The sequence below is a fragment of the Streptococcus agalactiae genome (assembly GCF_949788565.1).
GTDB classification, from domain to species: domain Bacteria; phylum Bacillota; class Bacilli; order Lactobacillales; family Streptococcaceae; genus Streptococcus; species Streptococcus agalactiae.
The window spans coordinates 1,634,322-1,652,700 of sequence record NZ_OX460931.1; the positions used below are offsets into that span (position 1 = coordinate 1,634,322).

16 protein-coding genes and 1 pseudogene are annotated in these 18,379 nt (G+C 35.4%); 9 read left to right on the forward strand and 8 right to left on the reverse strand.

All coding sequences use genetic code 11. The features are described 5' to 3' along the window. Both QOR44_RS08365 and zapA read right to left on the reverse strand, forming a co-directional pair. Entirely contained in the window at positions 1-543 is a 543-nt protein-coding gene (locus tag QOR44_RS08365; RefSeq protein WP_000949954.1) for a CvpA family protein, read from the reverse strand. 2 nt (positions 544-545) lie between these two features. Beyond that, a complete protein-coding gene (gene zapA / locus QOR44_RS08370; RefSeq protein WP_000448289.1) occupies positions 546-857 on the reverse strand; it encodes a cell division protein ZapA in 312 nt (103 codons plus the stop codon). Between the two features lie 110 nt (positions 858-967). On the opposite strand from zapA, the gene rnhC reads away from it, so the two are divergent. The 4 genes and pseudogenes from rnhC to QOR44_RS08390 all read left to right on the forward strand — a co-directional run bounded on the left by rnhC (position 968) and on the right by QOR44_RS08390 (position 5,615). Continuing rightward, a complete protein-coding gene (gene rnhC / locus QOR44_RS08375) occupies positions 968-1,861 on the forward strand; it encodes a ribonuclease HIII (RefSeq protein ID WP_001092535.1) in 894 nt (297 codons plus the stop codon). Positions 1,862-1,876: 15 nt separating this feature from the next. Then, entirely contained in the window at positions 1,877-2,470 is a 594-nt protein-coding gene (gene lepB, locus QOR44_RS08380; RefSeq protein WP_000657514.1) for a signal peptidase I, read from the forward strand. Between the two features lie 128 nt (positions 2,471-2,598). Further along, positions 2,599-4,801: pseudogene (gene recD2, locus QOR44_RS08385) on the forward strand (SF1B family DNA helicase RecD2); the annotation flags it as partial. Positions 4,802-5,132: 331 nt separating this feature from the next. Continuing rightward, complete coding sequence (locus QOR44_RS08390) at positions 5,133-5,615, forward strand: hypothetical protein (protein ID WP_000255475.1); 483 nt, start codon at positions 5,133-5,135, stop codon at positions 5,613-5,615. Positions 5,616-5,685: 70 nt separating this feature from the next. On the opposite strand, the gene dinB is transcribed toward QOR44_RS08390, so the two are convergent. After that, entirely contained in the window at positions 5,686-6,780 is a 1,095-nt protein-coding gene (gene dinB, locus QOR44_RS08395; RefSeq protein ID WP_000904559.1) for a DNA polymerase IV, read from the reverse strand. Positions 6,781-6,964: 184 nt separating this feature from the next. Here dinB and pflB point away from each other — a divergent pair, with 184 nt between their 5' ends. Beyond that, a complete protein-coding gene (gene pflB, locus QOR44_RS08400) occupies positions 6,965-9,277 on the forward strand; it encodes a formate C-acetyltransferase (protein WP_000246708.1) in 2,313 nt (770 codons plus the stop codon). A 99-nt stretch (positions 9,278-9,376) separates the two neighbouring features. Continuing rightward, positions 9,377-9,751, forward strand: a complete 375-nt coding sequence (locus QOR44_RS08405; RefSeq protein ID WP_000931879.1) for a pyridoxamine 5'-phosphate oxidase family protein — start codon at positions 9,377-9,379, stop codon at positions 9,749-9,751. Positions 9,752-9,785: 34 nt separating this feature from the next. Here QOR44_RS08405 and QOR44_RS08410 read toward each other — a convergent pair whose 3' ends face one another. Both QOR44_RS08410 and QOR44_RS08415 read right to left on the reverse strand, forming a co-directional pair. Then, the gene (locus tag QOR44_RS08410) at positions 9,786-10,715 is read right to left on the reverse strand and encodes a serine hydrolase domain-containing protein (protein WP_000598172.1); all 930 of its coding nucleotides are present in this window, start codon (positions 10,713-10,715) and stop codon (positions 9,786-9,788) included. Then, positions 10,712-11,467 carry a CppA family protein gene (locus QOR44_RS08415; RefSeq protein WP_000171844.1) on the reverse strand — a complete coding sequence of 252 codons (756 nt, stop codon included), beginning with the start codon at positions 11,465-11,467 and terminating at the stop codon, positions 10,712-10,714. The genes QOR44_RS08410 and QOR44_RS08415 overlap by 4 nt, the downstream gene beginning before the upstream one ends. 124 nt (positions 11,468-11,591) lie before the next feature. Here QOR44_RS08415 and QOR44_RS08420 point away from each other — a divergent pair, with 124 nt between their 5' ends. Beyond that, positions 11,592-12,488: a sulfite exporter TauE/SafE family protein gene (locus QOR44_RS08420; RefSeq protein WP_001006192.1), complete on the forward strand. Its 897-nt coding sequence runs from the start codon at positions 11,592-11,594 to the stop codon at positions 12,486-12,488. A gap of 77 nt (positions 12,489-12,565) precedes the next feature. Here QOR44_RS08420 and gla read toward each other — a convergent pair whose 3' ends face one another. From gla to QOR44_RS08435, 3 genes are all read right to left on the reverse strand, one after another. Then, complete coding sequence (gene gla, locus QOR44_RS08425) at positions 12,566-13,414, reverse strand: aquaglyceroporin Gla (protein ID WP_000570239.1); 849 nt, start codon at positions 13,412-13,414, stop codon at positions 12,566-12,568. Between the two features lie 168 nt (positions 13,415-13,582). After that, entirely contained in the window at positions 13,583-14,035 is a 453-nt protein-coding gene (locus tag QOR44_RS08430) for a universal stress protein (RefSeq protein WP_000192462.1), read from the reverse strand. Between the two features lie 17 nt (positions 14,036-14,052). After that, entirely contained in the window at positions 14,053-15,255 is a 1,203-nt protein-coding gene (locus tag QOR44_RS08435) for an MFS transporter (RefSeq protein WP_000389617.1), read from the reverse strand. A gap of 155 nt (positions 15,256-15,410) precedes the next feature. Between QOR44_RS08435 and QOR44_RS08440 the strand changes: the two genes are divergently transcribed. Next, positions 15,411-16,070 carry a Crp/Fnr family transcriptional regulator gene (locus tag QOR44_RS08440; protein ID WP_001016380.1) on the forward strand — a complete coding sequence of 220 codons (660 nt, stop codon included), beginning with the start codon at positions 15,411-15,413 and terminating at the stop codon, positions 16,068-16,070. Positions 16,071-16,093: 23 nt separating this feature from the next. Beyond that, positions 16,094-18,379 carry a Xaa-Pro dipeptidyl-peptidase gene (locus QOR44_RS08445; RefSeq protein ID WP_001270185.1) on the forward strand — a complete coding sequence of 762 codons (2,286 nt, stop codon included), beginning with the start codon at positions 16,094-16,096 and terminating at the stop codon, positions 18,377-18,379.

The following is an 18,379-nucleotide window of genomic DNA, read 5'->3' on the forward strand; positions in this document are numbered from 1 at the left end:
TCAAAGACCTACCGCCCAAGTCCTTACCAAAAACTGAGAGAAGAATGGTAAGTCGTTAATTAAAAATCTAACAAACAGACTATTCCATAACTTTTCTTGAACAAATGACATAGGGACTGTTGCCAGAATAGTCAAACACATACTCATAAATAAGAGACAAACCAGAACGGCTAAAAAACCACTAATAATATTATTTTGCAAGCTATCAAAATGTTCAACTGGTGCTAAATGTAGTAAAACACCTAGCAAGCGACCTACTAAGTAAGATAAACTGTAGATAAAAACAAAGGCAACACCTGCATAATAAACATGACTCAATTGAAATTTGCTAATATCTTTAAAAAAGTAAACTTCCACTCCTTGTACAGGATTAGAATACGGTACCCATAACGTAATCTGACTAGCTAATTCTTGGTAAAATTGACTAGCAATCATCAAAGATACCATTGACATTAACACGTAAAAGACTTGTAAAAAAATACCTCTACTGTAGCCAATATAAAAATGCCAAATAACAATAATCAGCAAAAGCAATGATAGCATGATTAATCCTCACTCACTTTTTCTTTAATGTCCGAAATCGTTTTGGAGCGTAACTTATTGAGCTCATCTTCCATTTTTTCAATGTCAATTTCTCGACTTAGTTGCACTGATAAAGCATTAATTGCCATGAGAATAGCAATCGTTTCATTATCAGCATTAGGTAATTTTTCTTTAATAGCTTCATACTTTTCTGTAGCTACACGCTCAATCTCTTCCATAAAAAGGTTGTCTTTATCTGTCGTCAATGTGAGAGGCTTATCTCCAAAGACAAATTTATAACGATTTTTCTGACTATTATTTATTTTTGTTTCCATACTATACCTCTGCTAGCATTATACCGTAAAATAGGGCTTTCGTAAAATTCTACCCCTTATCATTACTTGTCTATTCCCTTATTCCTCTTTTTTATGATAGAATATTGTCTATGAACACAATCGTCATGCAAGCAGATAAAAAATTGCAAGAAAAGATAAGAACCGATTTAGCTCAACATCATATAAGTAATAATAATCCTTATGTGGTATTTTCAGCTAAAATATCAGGAACTACTGTTCTTTTATATACTTCTGGAAAACTTGTCTTCCAGGGTTCTAACGCTTCACATATCGCCCAAAAGTATGGTTATATTGAGCGAAAAGAAAGTTGTTCCTCTGAGACTCAAGATATTCCCATAATTGGTACTGATGAAGTGGGAAATGGCTCTTACTTTGGTGGACTGGCAGTGGTAGCTAGTTTTGTAACTCCTAAGGACCATGCTTACCTCAAAAAATTAGGTGTTGGTGATTCAAAAACACTTACTGATCAAAAAATTAAGCAAATCGCGCCCCTTTTGGAAAAAGCAATTCCACACAAAGCATTATTGTTATCGCCTCAAAAATATAATCAAGTGGTTGGTCCAAATAACAAACATAATGCTGTCTCCGTAAAAGTTGCTTTACACAATCAAGCTATCTTCCTTCTTCTTCAAGATGGTTTTGAACCAGAAAAAATCGTTATTGATGCTTTTACTAGCTCCAAAAACTATCAAAACTATTTGAAAAATGAAAAGAATCAATTTAAACAAACGATTACTCTGGAAGAAAAAGCTGAAAATAAATATCTAGCTGTAGCGGTCAGTTCTATTATTGCACGTAATCTATTCTTAGAAAATCTTAACAAATTAAGCGACGACGTTGGATATAAACTTCCAAGTGGAGCTGGTCACCAATCTGATAAGGTCGCTACCCAATTGCTCAAAGCTTATGGTATCTCTTCGCTTGAACACTGCGCAAAACTTCATTTTGCCAACACCAAAAAAGCACAAGCATTATTAAAATAAATAGCAGGGAAAATTATGAAAGAATTTATTAAAGAATGGGGTGTCTTTATCCTCATCCTCTCACTTTTTTTACTATCGCGTATCTTTTTATGGCAATTCGTTAAAGTTGACGGACACTCCATGGATCCAACTTTAGCTGACAAGGAACAGCTAGTAGTTCTCAAACAAACAAAAATCAATCGATTCGATATTGTAGTGGCTAACGAAGAAGAAGGCGGCCAAAAGAAAAAAATTGTTAAACGTGTCATTGGTATGCCAGGTGATGTCATCAAATATAAAAATGACACCTTAACTATTAACAATAAAAAAACAGAAGAACCTTACCTCAAGGAATATACTAAATTATTTAAAAAGGATAAATTACAGGAAAAATATTCGTATAACCCACTTTTCCAAGACCTAGCACAAAGCTCTACCGCTTTCACTACTGACAGCAATGGCAGCAGCGAATTTACTACTGTCGTGCCTAAAGGCCACTACTATCTTGTTGGTGATGACCGAATTGTCTCTAAAGATAGTCGTGCCGTCGGTCCCTTCAAAAAATCAACGATTGTGGGAGAGGTTAAATTCCGCTTCTGGCCAATTCGTCGTTTTGGAACTATCAACTAAAGGAAATTAAAAATTCACCTGACAAAAGTTGAAATAGCATATTATATTGAAAATAGGGAGTGACAAATCCATTTAAAATAGGGATTTACAATCACTCCCTTTAACTGTTTATTAAAAAGGAAGGTACAATGGAAGTATTTTTTACAGGAACCATTGAACGCATTATATTTGAAAATGCCAGCAATTTTTTTAAAATATTACTTCTGGAAATCGAAGATACGGATAGCGATTTTGATGATGTAGAAGTAATTATTACTGGTACTATGGCCGACGTTATAGAGGGAGAAGAATATACTTTTTGGGGAACACTAACCCAACATCCAAAATACGGCGAGCAACTACAAAGTGTACGCTATGAAAGAGCCAAGCCTACTTCAGGTGGCCTTGTGAAATACTTTTCTAGCGAACAATTTAAAGGAATTGGTAAAAAGACTGCCCAACGCATCGTAGAACTCTATGGAGATAATACCATTGATAAAATCCTTGCATCCCCTGAACAGTTAAGTACAATCTCAGGACTATCAAAAATTAATAGAGAAGCATTCATCGCTAAACTGAAACTCAATTATGGAACAGAGCAAGTTTTAGCTAAACTCGCTGAATATGGGTTAAGCAATCGTGATGCTATTCAAATATTTGATCACTATAAAGAAGAATCGCTTGAAGTGATAAACGAAAATCCTTATCAACTTGTTGAGGATATCCAAGGTATCGGTTTTAAAATAGCTGACCAACTTGCTGAACAAGTCGGTATTGAAAGTGATTCTCCTAAACGCTTTCGTGCTGCTATTATTCATACTTTAGTTGAGTCTTCTATGGAGCAAGGTGATACCTATATTGAGGCTCGTACTCTCTTGGAAAAAACCATTACTCTCCTTGAAGAAGCTCGTCAAATCGAACTAGATCCTTCAATTGTTGCTAAGGAATTGACAAATTTAATTGCAGAAGATAAAGTGCAACATATTGGAACTAAAATTTTTAGTAATACTCTATTTTTTGCCGAAGAAGGCATCAAAAAAAACTTACAACGAATACTAAATCAGCCCCTTGATAAACAACTAAGTCACAAAGATATTGACCATGAAATCAGAGATATTCAAAAATCTTTAAATATCCACTACGATAATATCCAAGAAAAAGCTATTAGAGAAGCTTTACTAAGTAAGGTATTTATCTTGACTGGTGGCCCAGGAACAGGTAAAACAACAGTTATAAATGGTATTATTGAAGCCTATTCCGAGTTACATCATATTGATTTAAACAAAAATGATATTCCTATTGTACTTGCTGCTCCTACAGGTCGTGCTGCTAGACGCATGAATGAACTTACCGGTTTACCGAGTGCTACTATTCATAGGCATTTGGGATTAAACGGAGATAGTGACTATCAAAGTCTAGATGACTATCTAGATTGTTCCTTAATTATCATTGATGAATTTTCAATGGTTGACACTTGGCTTGCTAATCAATTATTTGACGCTTTGGACTCGCACACACAAGTTATTATTGTCGGAGATAGTGATCAATTACCGTCTGTAGGTCCAGGACAAGTTCTAGCAGATCTTTTAAATATAAATGCACTTCCACACGTTAAACTTGAAAAGATTTTTAGACAATCAGAAGAATCAACTATTGTGACTTTAGCTAATCAAATGAGACAGGGCTTTTTGCCAGAGGACTTTACAGCTAAAAAAGCCGATCGCTCATACTTTGAAGCATCTGCTAATATCATCCCAAATATGATTTCTAAAATTGTTCAATCTGCACTTAAGAGCGGTATTGAAGCTCATGAAATTCAAATTTTAGCTCCTATGTATCGCGGCCAAGCAGGTATTAATAATCTTAACCTTATCATGCAAAATCTTCTCAATCCATTAAAAGATAATAACCAATTTACTTTTAATGATATAAATTTCCGAATAGGAGATAAAGTGTTACATTTAGTCAACGATACAGAGCTTAATGTTTTTAATGGGGATATTGGTTACATAACGGATCTTATACCAGCCAAATATACTGAGAGCAAGCAAGATGAGATTTATATGACTTTTGATGGTCAAGAAGTTATCTATCAACGCAAAGAATGGCTTAAAATAACACTAGCCTATGCTATGAGTATTCATAAATCACAGGGGTCTGAATTTCAAGTTGTTATTCTGCCAATAACGAGACAGAGTGGTCGAATGTTACAGCGAAACCTTATTTATACAGCTATTACGAGATCTAAAAGTAAACTAATACTTTTAGGAGAAATTGGTGCATTTGATTTCGCTGTTAAAAACGAGGGGGCAAAGCGCAATACTTATCTGATAGAAAGATTTGAAAACAAGCAAGAAATAGCTAATTCTCAAAAAATTGAAGATAGCTCAATAGATCAAAAGATTGACAGCACAATAATTAATACGTCCATTCCAAAAACAGCAACGCCAATTGAGCAGACTAATCTTTCAAAAATAACTTATCGCCTAACTGAAGAAAATTATTTAACAATCGATCCAATGATTGGTATTAATCAACAAGATATAAGTGCAATTTTTGATAGTAAATAAATTTTTTCATAAAATCTTGAAAACTCTTCCAAATATGTTATAATATCATTGTATTAAGAACGTAGTTCAAATTTAATACTTTTATTAAGGTTTATTTAGAAAAAGGAGATATTATGGTTTCATATGAAAAAGTCCGCCGCTCTCTGCGCACAGCTACAATCACTATCATTGTATTAAATAGTTTGTCTTTAGTATTCAGATTGTTTACAGGAATTTCAGTGCAGCTAGCCAAAACTGAAATTAATAAAGGGAACACAGGGAATCTTCCTAAAGAACATATCGAAGCAGTCTTGAGCGCCACAACACCATTTATGCTATTTGTCACTGCTTTAATAGTATTAGTCAACATTGCCATTGTTATTTTCTGTATTAAAAATTTAAGAGCAATTAAAAGAAATCAAATGGTTAATTACCTTCCTTATTACCTTGGCTTCGCCATTACTGTAGGACTTGTTATTTTGGGTTTTCTAACTACTAAAGCACCATGGGCAATAGCTATAAATATCGTCTTCCAAGCTATTTTCGGTCTTCTTTATTTCCATGCTTATCAAAAAGCACAAAAACTCAACGAACGTGATCTTGAAGAGACTAACTAAAAGTAAAAGCACTAGAATCTAGTGCTTTTTTCTTTTCAAAGAGAGTTAAATATAGTCATCGTCCCAACTTTTAAAAATCTAAATAGATAGCTTCATGTTCATTTTCCAGGGTCGTTACTGTAACACCTAAGAGTCGTATGCCAAAAACTGACTCTTCTAAGGTATCAAATATCGCTTTAGCAACTTGATCAATGATTTGAAAATCTTGAGTATACTCTTCTAATGTTATACGTTTCGTCAATGTTTCAAAATCCGCATATCTAACTTTTAAAACGATTGTCTTACCAACTTTCTTATTTTTCTCCAGAGAAGCAACAACTCTCTGAACGTTCTTTGAAATCTCAGCTTTGATATCTGCTTCGTTATATAGTAATTTCCCATAGGTTTTCTCACTTCCTATTGATTTACGAACTCTATCAGGTTTTACCGGGGAAGCATTAATCCCTCTTGCTTTACGATAAAGGTCATACCCGAAACGACCAAACATATCAATTAAAGAAATTTCAGACAAGGAAAGGAGGTCCTCACCAGTATAAACCCCTAAAGCATGTAATTTTTCGACGGAGCGTTTACCAACACCATGAAATTTCTCTATTGGTAAGGGCTTCAAGAAATCTTGAGCTTGATCTGGTAGGATGAGGGTAAGTCCTTTTGGTTTCTCAAAGTCAGAAGCCAATTTTGCCAAAAATTTATTGTAGGAAATACCCGCTGAACAGGTCAAATGGACATCATTCCAAATATCGTATTGTATCATTTTAGCAAGTTTAACAGCAGATTTTATTCCCATTTTATTTTCAGTTACATCTAAATAAGCTTCGTCTATACTCATCGGTTCAACCAAATCCGTATACTTTTTAAATATATCTCGTACTTCCATTCCTACTTGGCGATATTTTTGGTAATTTCCCGAAATAAAGATAGCTTGAGGGCATCGTTCATACGCTTCTTTTGAAGACATAGCTGAATGAACTCCAAACTTTCGAGCCTCATAATTACAAGTAGAAACAACCCCTCTGCCGCCGGTTTTTCTGGGATCAGAACCAATAATAACAGGCTTTCCTTTAAGAGAGGGATTGTCACGCTCTTCCACAGATGCAAAAAAAGCATCCATATCAATGTGGATAATTTTACGCGACGTATCATTTATTAAAGGAAAAATTAACATTGTTCTCTCCCCCATTCTCTCTACTCCATTATAACAGATTACAACTTAATGATACAGATTAAAAAAACTGTATTATAAAAGAATAATAATTTTGTCAAGAAATATGCTTGCGAAAACGTTTACTTTTTCCTAAAATGGATATGTAAACAAAATTAAATCTGTCACAATGTTTAAGGAGAAAACTATGGCAACAGTTAAAACAAACACAGATATCTTTGAACAAGCTTGGGAAGGCTTTAAAGGTGTTGATTGGAAAGAAAAAGCAAGTATTGCTCGCTTCGTTCAAGCAAACTATGCACCTTACGATGGAGATGAAAGCTTCTTAGCTGGAGCAACTGAACGTTCACTTCACATCAAAAAAGTGATTGAAGAAACAAAAGCTCACTATGAAGAAACTCGCTTCCCAATGGATACTCGTGTTGCTTCAATTTCTGAATTACCAGCTGGTTTTATCGACAAAGATAACGAGCTTATCTTTGGTATTCAAAACGACGAGCTTTTCAAATTGAACTTCATGCCTAAAGGTGGTATCCGTATGGCGGAAACTACACTTAAAGAAAATGGTTATGAACCTGATCCAGCTGTTCACGAAATCTTCACTAAGTACGCTACAACAGTAAATGATGGTATCTTCCGCGCTTATACTTCTAACATTCGTCGTGCTCGCCATGCACACACTGTTACTGGTCTTCCAGACGCTTATTCACGCGGACGTATCATTGGTGTATATGCTCGTCTAGCTGTTTACGGTGCTGACTACTTGATGCAAGAAAAAGTTAATGACTGGAATGCATTGAATGATATTGATGAAGAGTCAATTCGTCTTCGTGAAGAAATCAACCTTCAATACCAAGCTCTTGGTGAAGTTGTAAAACTTGGTGACCTTTACGGCGTAGATGTTCGTAAACCAGCCATGAACACTAAAGAAGCCATTCAATGGGTGAACATTGCTTTCATGGCTGTATGTCGTGTTATCAATGGTGCTGCAACATCACTTGGACGTGTTCCTATTGTCCTTGATATCTTTGCAGAACGTGACCTCGCTCGCGGTACATTCACAGAATCAGAAATCCAAGAATTTGTTGATGATTTTGTCCTTAAACTCCGTACTGTAAAATTTGCTCGTACTAAAGCTTATGATGCCCTTTACTCAGGTGACCCAACCTTTATCACAACTTCAATGGCAGGTATGGGAGCTGATGGACGTCATCGTGTTACCAAAATGGACTATCGTTTCTTAAATACACTTGACAATATCGGTAACTCACCAGAACCAAACTTAACTGTTCTTTGGTCAGACCAATTACCATATGCTTTCCGTCGCTACTGTATGTCAATGAGTCATAAACACTCTTCAATCCAATATGAAGGTGTATCAACAATGGCTAAAGAAGGCTACGGTGAAATGTCATGTATTTCATGTTGTGTATCTCCACTTGATCCAGAAAACGAAGACAAACGTCACAACCTTCAATATTTTGGTGCTCGTGTTAACGTTATGAAAGCACTTCTTACTGGTCTTAACGGTGGTTATGATGATGTTCATAAAGATTACAAAGTATTTGACATCGACCCAATTCGTGACGAAGTACTCAACTTTGACACTGTAAAAGCTAACTTTGAAAAATCTCTTGACTGGTTGACTGATACTTATGTTGATGCGATGAATATCATCCACTACATGACTGATAAATACAACTATGAAGCTGTACAAATGGCATTCTTACCTTCACATGTACGTGCTAATATGGGATTTGGTATCTGTGGTTTTGCAAATACTGTCGATTCATTATCTGCAATTAAATACGCTACTGTTAAACCAATCCGTGACGAAGATGGTTACATCTACGACTACGAAACAGTTGGTGACTTCCCACGTTATGGTGAAGATGATGATCGTGTTGACTCAATCGCTGAATGGTTACTTGAAGCCTTCCATGGACGCCTTGCTAAACACAAACTTTATAAAGATGCTGAAGCAACTGTTTCTCTTCTTACAATCACATCAAACGTTGCTTACTCTAAACAAACTGGTAACTCACCGGTACATAAAGGAGTATATCTCAATGAAGATGGTAGTGTAAACCTTTCTAAAGTAGAATTCTTCTCACCAGGTGCTAACCCTTCTAACAAAGCTAAAGGTGGCTGGTTACAAAACTTGAATTCACTTTCTAAACTTGATTTCGCTCATGCAAATGATGGTATTTCATTGACAACTCAAGTTTCTCCACGCGCTCTTGGTAAAACATTTGATGAACAAGTTGATAACTTGGTAACAGTCCTTGATGGTTACTTTGAAAACGGTGGTCAACACGTTAACTTGAATGTCATGGACCTTAAAGATGTCTATGACAAGATTATGAATGGTGAAGATGTTATCGTTCGTATCTCAGGTTACTGTGTCAATACTAAATATCTAACTCCTGAGCAAAAAACTGAGTTAACACAACGTGTCTTCCATGAAGTACTTTCAATGGACGATGCATTAACTAACTAGTTTGTATTCGATGAAGTAGGTTTGATATAATCAAACCTACTTTTATCTATATTATCAATAGTACTAATTACTTCTTTATATAACCTCAAGGAGGGGACAATGTTAAATCACAAATTTCTTCAAGTTCTAAAATATGAGGGTGTCGTTTCGATAACAAGCTGGACTGAATTAGCTCCTCACGTTACAAACACTTGGAATAGTTACCTGACTATTACAGATGACCAGCGTATATTAGCTCCTGCAGCAGGAATGACTCATCTTGAAAATGATCTCAATAATAATTCTAAAATTATTATGACTCTGGGCAGCCGTGAAGTCGAGGGGCGTGATGGTTATCAAGGTACAGGCTTTAGAATTGAAGGAACTGCTAAGCTATTAGAAGCCGGAAGCGATTTTGAAATTGTTAAAGAAAAATACCCTTTTCTGCGTAAAGTATTGGAAGTAACTCCCATAAATGTTATCCAACTTTTATAAAAAACTTCTCCTAGAATTTTCTAGGAGAAGTTTTTTATTCAAAGTACGATGTTATCGCCCCTTGTATATGTCGTCGTTTCTTAATCCAAAGTGGACGGTCATCATAGGAAAAGGTTCTGTTTGTCAAAAAAATAGCTGCTGCCTGCTTTTGATAATTTAGTGCAATAAAAGGACCAGTATAACCAGTATGGTTTATCCAATCCTTATCTATATCCCAAGCTAATGATCTTGATTTACTCAAACTATAATTATTCCACAAAGGCTTCGCAAAATCATCTTTTAAATAATGAATAGAAAATCTTTGTAAATCATCAATAGTTGAAAATAAACCTGCAGAACCAGTATGCTTTCCTAATACCTTCGCTTTAGGATCATGTACAATACCATCGTTAATACCAGCTACAGTTGGAACAGCTTCTACTCTAGGACCAAAAGAGGTTTCTTTCATCTGAAAAGGAGTAAAAATATAACGTTTGAAAAGTTTATCCAAACTATCCCCTAATACCTCTTCTAACATAAAACCAAGTAAAAGAAAATTAATATCAGTGTATTTAAACGATTTATCTTCCAAAACCTTGATATGATTAATGGCATCTTTCAGCTGAGTAGCATTCAACTGATCACGATTTGGAATAAAAGGATCAATCCCACTGCTATGTGTAGCTAGTTGCCTTACAGTTAACGTCTGATGATGAAACGTAGGGTAATAATACCTTAATGGCTTATCAATATCAATAGTCCCGTGATAAACTAACTTTGCTAGTAAAGTTCCCACGCCGACAACTTTTGATACACTGGCTAGATCATAGACTAATCCCGCTTTAACTTTCTCATTGCCATCAATTGTCCCCAAGTAATGTTCGTGCCACTCTCCATTTTCATAAATAGCTAAGCTTGCACCATGATAAAGATTATCTTTGATTTGCTCTTTAATGAGTTCTAAAACGGTATTAGTTTTAATCATTCTTTTGAAATCCAAATCTCAATATTACTAGTGTCAGAGATGACTAAAATCTTTTCTTTAGAATCAAGGTAAACACCAAGTTCCAATGATTCAAAAGTTGATTTCAAGTCATTTAAATTAGTATCTTCATTAACACAGCATTCTAGTATCTCAATATCCCAAGTTTCATTTGGAGCAATTTGCAAATCTTGTCCTTGTGCTTCTTTGAAAGATAAATTAATTGGGAACTTCCTAGCAAATACTTTATCGTAAAAAGCTTCAGCTTTCACGGCATCAGGTACATTCAAACTAATAGATTGGAAAACAAAGTTTGATAGACCTGTAGTGTCATCATTTTTTTCTAACTCTGGGCGCTCAATTGCTACTAATTGTGACAAATCATCTTCGGCATGAAGTAAGAAAAGATCTCCCTCGGGCGAAACTGTTTCATAGGCATAACCATTTTGACCTTGATATACTTGAGTGGCTTGCGCACCATTTGCCAAAAGCTTTTCAATATCTTTTGCATCTTGAGACTTAACAATAATCTTTGCTAACTTCTTAGTACCATTCACCGCACGAGTACGATAAGTTGGGGATTCCTCAATAATAAAGCTAGCCTCTTTGTTCTGCCATGCTGAGAAAACTGCGATTGCATTTTCTTCACTTATCAATTTAAATCCAAGAGATTCCTGATAAAATGCAATATTCAAGTCTCTATTATTAACACGTAATACTGGGTGTTTAAATGTCAATGAATGAAATAACGTCATAAATTCCTCCTTGTTCAGTCTAGTCTATTTTAGATAATTTTAGATAATTTAGCAAGAATCTTTGTGCTCTCAATACCATAAAGTCAAATTGACAGTTTCACTATTTTTTTGTAGACTGGATATTATGAATGAAACACTACTATTACATGGGATTCAGCTTATTCTGATTATCGCCATGATTATCACTTTTTATCAGATTGTTAGACATATTAGGTCTCAAAAAATAAATCCTTTCAAACGATTTTTCACTGGTTTGTGGATCGGTTTTGTAACTGATGCTCTCGATACTCTTGGTATCGGCTCTTTTGCAACAACGACCACATTTTTTAAACTAACTAAGCTTGTTGAAGACGATCGTAAGATACCCGCAACAATGACAGCTGCACACGTACTTCCAGTTTTGTTGCAGTCACTCTGTTTTATTTTTGTTGTAAAAGTAGAGGCTTTAACACTAATAACAATGGCTGGTGCAGCTTTTATTGGGGCTTTTGTTGGAGCTAAAATGACTAAAAATTGGCACGCTCCTACTGTTCAACGTATTCTAGGAACACTGCTCATCACAGCTGCTATTATTATGCTCTATCGTATGATCACTAACCCTGGAGCTGGTATTTCAGATTCAGTGCATGGTCTACACGGCATTTGGTTATTTGTTGGTATCGTCTTCAATTTTATTATTGGTGTATTAATGACTATGGGACTAGGTAATTATGCTCCTGAACTTATCTTCTTCTCCCTAATGGGACTGAGTCCTGCAGTTGCTATGCCTGTCATGATGCTAGATGCAGCTATGATAATGACAGCTTCTAGTACACAATTTATCAAGAGTGGTCGTGTTAATTGGAACGGCTTTGCCGGTCTGGTTACTGGGGGAATATTAGGCGTTATTGTCGCTGTTCTCTTCTTAACTAACCTTGACCTTAATAGCTTGAAGACACTGGTTGTAGGTATTGTTTTATTTACTGGAGCAATGTTAATACGTTCTTCCTTTAAAAAAACTATGCCCAAAAGTCATCATTAAACAAAATCAGCTAGCAAGACTGGCTGATTTTTATATTTAAAACAAAAAAGACCGGCAAACCGATCTTTCCTTAACTATTAAAGATATAATAGTTTGAACAAGGCTACAGCGAGTATACTTGCTACGATTGGTGCTAAAACTGGCACCCATGCATACCACCATTTTGAATCTTCTTTAGCTTGTCCAAGAATTTGTTTTGGTAATAAGCGGTGAACAATACGTGGACCAAGGTCACGCGCAGGGTTCAATGCAGGTCCAGTCGGTCCACCTAAAGAAGCAACTAGAGTCATTACCAAGAAACCAATACCTAAGTGAGCTACAGCAAGTGAACCAGTTACGTATGGTGAAATCCTTGTCGCCGCTGTCGTTTGGTCATAACCAGCTTGAACAAGTTTACCAACAAGTTCTACACCGAAATAGTTCTTCGTTAAAGCCAAAGCTCCAAAGAAAAGAACAAAAGAACCAACGAATTCATTTAAGAAACCATTAATGTAAGCCGCTTTACGACTTGATTTCTGTCCATCATCTAATGCAGAAATAGTTGAAAATGATCCAAGAATATGATTTGGATTTTCTGTCTTAACAAAGTAAGGTTGATAAACCATAACGACAACTAACTGTCCAAACATTGCTCCCAAAATTTGTGCAAGAATGTATTGTCCAACGTGTGCCCAAGGGAAAAGACCTGAAAATGCCAATCCAAGTGTGAAAGCTGGGTTAATATGGTTTCCAGAGACATTACCAAACATAAGCGCTGGCATCATAACACCTAAACCATAACCAATTGCAATAATAATCCAACCTGAATTATTTCCTTTTGTGCCTTTTAAGTCAACGTTAGCAACAGCCCCATTTCCTAAGATGATAAGAAAAGCGGTTGCGATAAATTCTGTGATATACTTCACAGTCCAAGTGATTTCGATCAATCCTTGTTTCCTCCCAAAAAAATATTTACAACATTAACCATTCTACCAAGTAAGCTTAATATTGTAAAGCTTATCACAAAATAAAATTAATAAAATTTTTAACCAAATATATTTGATAAAAAAATAGAGTACTAGGTTCGGACTACCTAGTACTCTATTTTATTTAGTTTATAAGGTTTTCTTACTATCACGAACGACTAGCATATCAACTTTCGAATGACGTAAAATGTATTCTGAAGTTGAGCCGATCAATAGTCTTTCAAAAGTGTTTAATCCTGTTGCGCCTACCATAATTAAATCTGCTTTTTCCCTTATGGGGATATCCTTTGCCAAAAGAGTCTTAGGATTTCCGATTTCAGTAATTTTTTTAATCTTTGTAAGGCCTTTTGAATGTGCTAATTTCTCAAAATAGGCTAGCACATCTGCTGACTCTTGTTCTTGCCTATCAAAAACATAGTCACTAAAGACTCCCTCACTTTGGTAAGCGTGAGCATCTATAACATGCGTTAGCAGTAATTCAGCATCATTACGAAGAGCAACATTTATCCCTTTTTCTACCGCCAATTCTGACTCGTAAGACCCATCGATAGCAATAAGAATACGCTCATATTTTTGTGTCATAGCTTAATTCCTCCCTTTTATATAGTTTTAGTTTCAACTTGTCGAGATGATTTTAAGAAATATAGAATACCACAAACAACAGGAATAATCGCTGCTATCCAGAATAATTCTCTAAAGGATTGCACACCAGCTCCAAGAAAACCATCTTTAACAAGTCCCAAAATGTAAGGTCCAGCACCTAACCCTAAATCAAGACCTATCATGTAAGTTGACATGGCTGTATTGAAACGATGTTCCTCAACACCTTTGATTGATGCTGCTTGGCCACAAGACATAAAGGTGCCATAACCAAAACCAATCAAAGCACCTGATAGAAGGTAGGTAACACTTCCCATAGCACTCCCTAATAAAGCAAGTCCCAAAGTTAAGAACAGATAACTTGGATAAAGCACCCACTTATCTCCCTTAGCGTCCATTAATCTTCCCATAGATGGTCTGGTTAAAGTGATGACAAGTGCATAAACAATAAAGAAATAAGCTCCTACTGTCATCAAATTAATTTCTGTTGTATATAATTTTTGGAAACCTAACACGGAAGCATAGGAGATACCCATCAAAAATGCAATAATTGTGATAAAAATTGCTTTTTTCTCAATGAAACTATCAATAGTCCATGATTTTGATTTAGCTAACTGTTCTGGATTTAAAGTAATATTTTTGACTGGGAAAACAAATGCTCCCAACACTACAATCGCAATTAAAATACTACATAATACAATAACCATTTTAAAGTTAATATGAAGGTTGTCTAGCATAAATGTTCCTACAAAAGGACCAATAGCTGCGGCTAAACTTGTTGATAGACCGTAAAAGTTAATCCCCTCACCTCTTTTATCAGCTGGTATATAAGCTGTTACAATAGTATTAGTTGCTGTTGACACGACGCCATAACCAAAACCATTTAGGAAACGAACTAAATACATTACTCCGATACTTGGCATATAAAAATAAGCTAAAGTTGTTAGTAAGTAAAAAATAGCCCCTCCACGTAAAACTAACTTACGTCCTAGAACTTCTAATTGCTTGCCAAATATAAGACGAGCAATCAAAGTCCCTACAATATAAATCCCCGTCGCTAATCCTGCTTGGCTAGTGCTAACACCTAACTCTTTAGTCGCAATAAAAGCTATGATAACGGTAAACAAATAATAGACCATATAAACAATAAAGTTTAAAATAGTAATGCCTATAAAATGTTTGTTGAATAATTTGTCTTCCAATGCAAATGGCTCCTTTTTTCAATTTCATTTTCATAAACATTTTACAAAAATATTAGAAGATACGATATTTCAATGGTATAATATAAGTGCTAGTATCAGACTGCATTAACAAATGTTAAGGTGGTCTATCAAACCTAAAACATTTGGAGGAAGTCATGAATCATCAAATTTTACAAAATTACATTAATAGTCATAATCTTCCAATTATCGAAAAAGACTACCATAAATACCTTACATTTGAAAGTTTAGAAGAAGACTATACTTATATCCTAAAAGATGGTATTGTTAAACAAAGTGTTCTCTCTAAATATGGTACTGAGTTCAATCTGCGTTATGTGACAGGCTTAGAAATCACTTCTATCCTAAATACAGACTACTCCCAACACATGGGAGAACCTTACAACGTTCGGATCGAATCCGAAACTGCCCACTTTTACAAAGTACGTCGCTCTACCTTCCTAAAAGATATCAATAATGATATTGAACTGCAAGGATATGTGAAAGATTTCTATCATAACCGCCTTGAAAAATCTATGAAAAAAATGCAGTGCATGCTCACTAATGGTCGAATTGGTGCTATATCCACACAATTATATGACCTCAGTAAGATGTTTGGTGAAGAACGAGATAACGGTGATATCTATATTAATTTTGTTATCACGAACGAAGAACTTGGCAAATTTTGCGGTATATCCACAGGAAGTAGCGTGAGCCGCATTTTGAAACAACTAAAAGACGATCATATTATTCGTATTGAAAAACAACATATCATTATTACAAATGTTGAGAAATTAAAAGATCATATTGTATTTTAATATAACAATAGAAAGGATATATTATGCGTTATAATCAATTCAGCTACATTCCAACTAAACCTAACGAAGCTTTTGAAGAGCTAAAAGGACTAGGTCTTCCATTAAACAAAAAGAATTCTGATAAAGCTAATTTGGAAGCTTTTCTCAGACATTCTTTTTTAAATCAAACTGATACTGATTACGCTCTTAGTCTCCTTATCGTTGATGCAAAAACCGATGCTCTAACCTTTTTTAAATCAAATAGTGACTTAACACTAGAAAATTTACAATGGATTTATTTACAGTTATTAGGCTTTGTCCCCTTTGTAGACTTTAAAGACCCTAAAGCTTTCTTACAAGATATTAACTTCCCAGTCTCATATGACAATATTTTTCAAAGTCTACATCACTTACTCGCCTGTCGTGGAAAATCTGGCAATACATTAATCGACCAATTAGTTGCTGATGGTTTACTTCATGCAGATAATCACTACCATTTTTTCAATGGAAAGTCTCTGGCCACTTTCAATACTAACCAATTGATTCGCGAAGTTGTCTATGTTGAAACATCCTTAGATACTATGTCTAGTGGTGAACATGATTTAGTAAAAGTTAACATTATCAGACCCACTACCGAGCATACTATCCCTACGATGATGACAGCTAGCCCCTATCATCAAGGTATCAATGATCCTGCCGCAGATCAAAAAACATACCAAATGGAGGGTGCGCTAGCAGTTAAACAACCTAAACACATACAAGTTGACACAAAACCATTTAAAGAAGAAGTAAAACATCCTTCAAAATTACCCATCAGCCCTGCAACTGAAAGCTTCACACACATTGACAGTTATAGTCTCAATGACTATTTTCTTTCTCGTGGTTTTGCTAATATATACGTTTCAGGTGTGGGTACTGCTGGCTCTACGGGTTTCATGACCAGTGGGGATTACCAACAAATACAAAGCTTTAAAGCAGTCATTGATTGGTTAAATGGTAAGGTTACTGCATTCACAAGTCATAAACGAGATAAACAAGTCAAGGCTGATTGGTCAAATGGCCTTGTAGCAACCACAGGTAAATCTTATCTCGGTACCATGTCAACTGGTTTAGCAACAACTGGCGTTGAGGGGTTGAAAGTCATTATCGCTGAAGCCGCAATCTCCACATGGTATGATTATTATCGAGAAAATGGGCTTGTGTGTAGTCCAGGCGGCTACCCCGGTGAAGATTTAGACGTTTTAACAGAATTAACATACTCACGAAACCTCTTAGCTGGTGATTACATCAAAAACAACGATTGCTATCAAGCATTGTTAAATGAACAATCAAAAACAATTGACCGTCAAAGTGGGGATTACAACCAATACTGGCATGACCGTAATTACCTAACTCACGTCAATAATGTCAAAAGTCGAGTAGTTTACACTCATGGACTACAGGATTGGAATGTTAAGCCAAGACATGTCTACAAAATTTTCAATGCATTGCCTCAAACCATCAAAAAACACCTTTTTTTACATCAAGGTCAACATGTGTATATGCATAATTGGCAGTCGATTGATTTTCGTGAAAGCATGAATGCCTTACTAAGCCAAGAACTACTTGGCATTGACAATCATTTCCAATTAGAAGAGGTCATTTGGCAAGATAATACTACTGAGCAAACTTGGCAAGTTTTAGATGCTTTCGGAGGAAACCATCAAGAGCAAATTGGCTTAGGTGATAGTAAAAAACTTATTGATAACCATTATGACAAAGAAGCCTTTGATACTTATTGTAAAGACTTCAATGTGTTCAAAAATGATCTTTTCAAGGGAAATAATAAAACCAATCAAATCACTATTAATCTTCCTCTAAAGAAAAATTATCTCCTGAATGGACAGTGCAAACTCCATCTACGTGTTAAAACTAGTGACAAAAAGGCTATTTTATCAGCCCAAATCTTAGACTATGGTCCTAAAAAACGATTCAAAGATACACCAACCATCAAATTCTTAAACAGCCTTGATAATGGTAAAAATTTTGCCAGAGAAGCTTTACGTGAACTCCCGTTTACTAAAGATCATTATCGTGTCATCAGTAAAGGTGTCTTGAACCTTCAAAATCGTACAGACTTACTTACAATTGAGGCTATCGAGCCAGAACAATGGTTTGATATCGAGTTTAGCCTCCAACCAAGTATATATCAATTGAGTAAAGGTGATAATCTAAGGATTATCCTTTATACAACTGATTTTGAACATACCATTCGAGATAATGCTAGTTACTCTATAACAGTAGATTTGAGTCAATCTTATTTAACTATCCCAACTAATCAAGGAAATTAA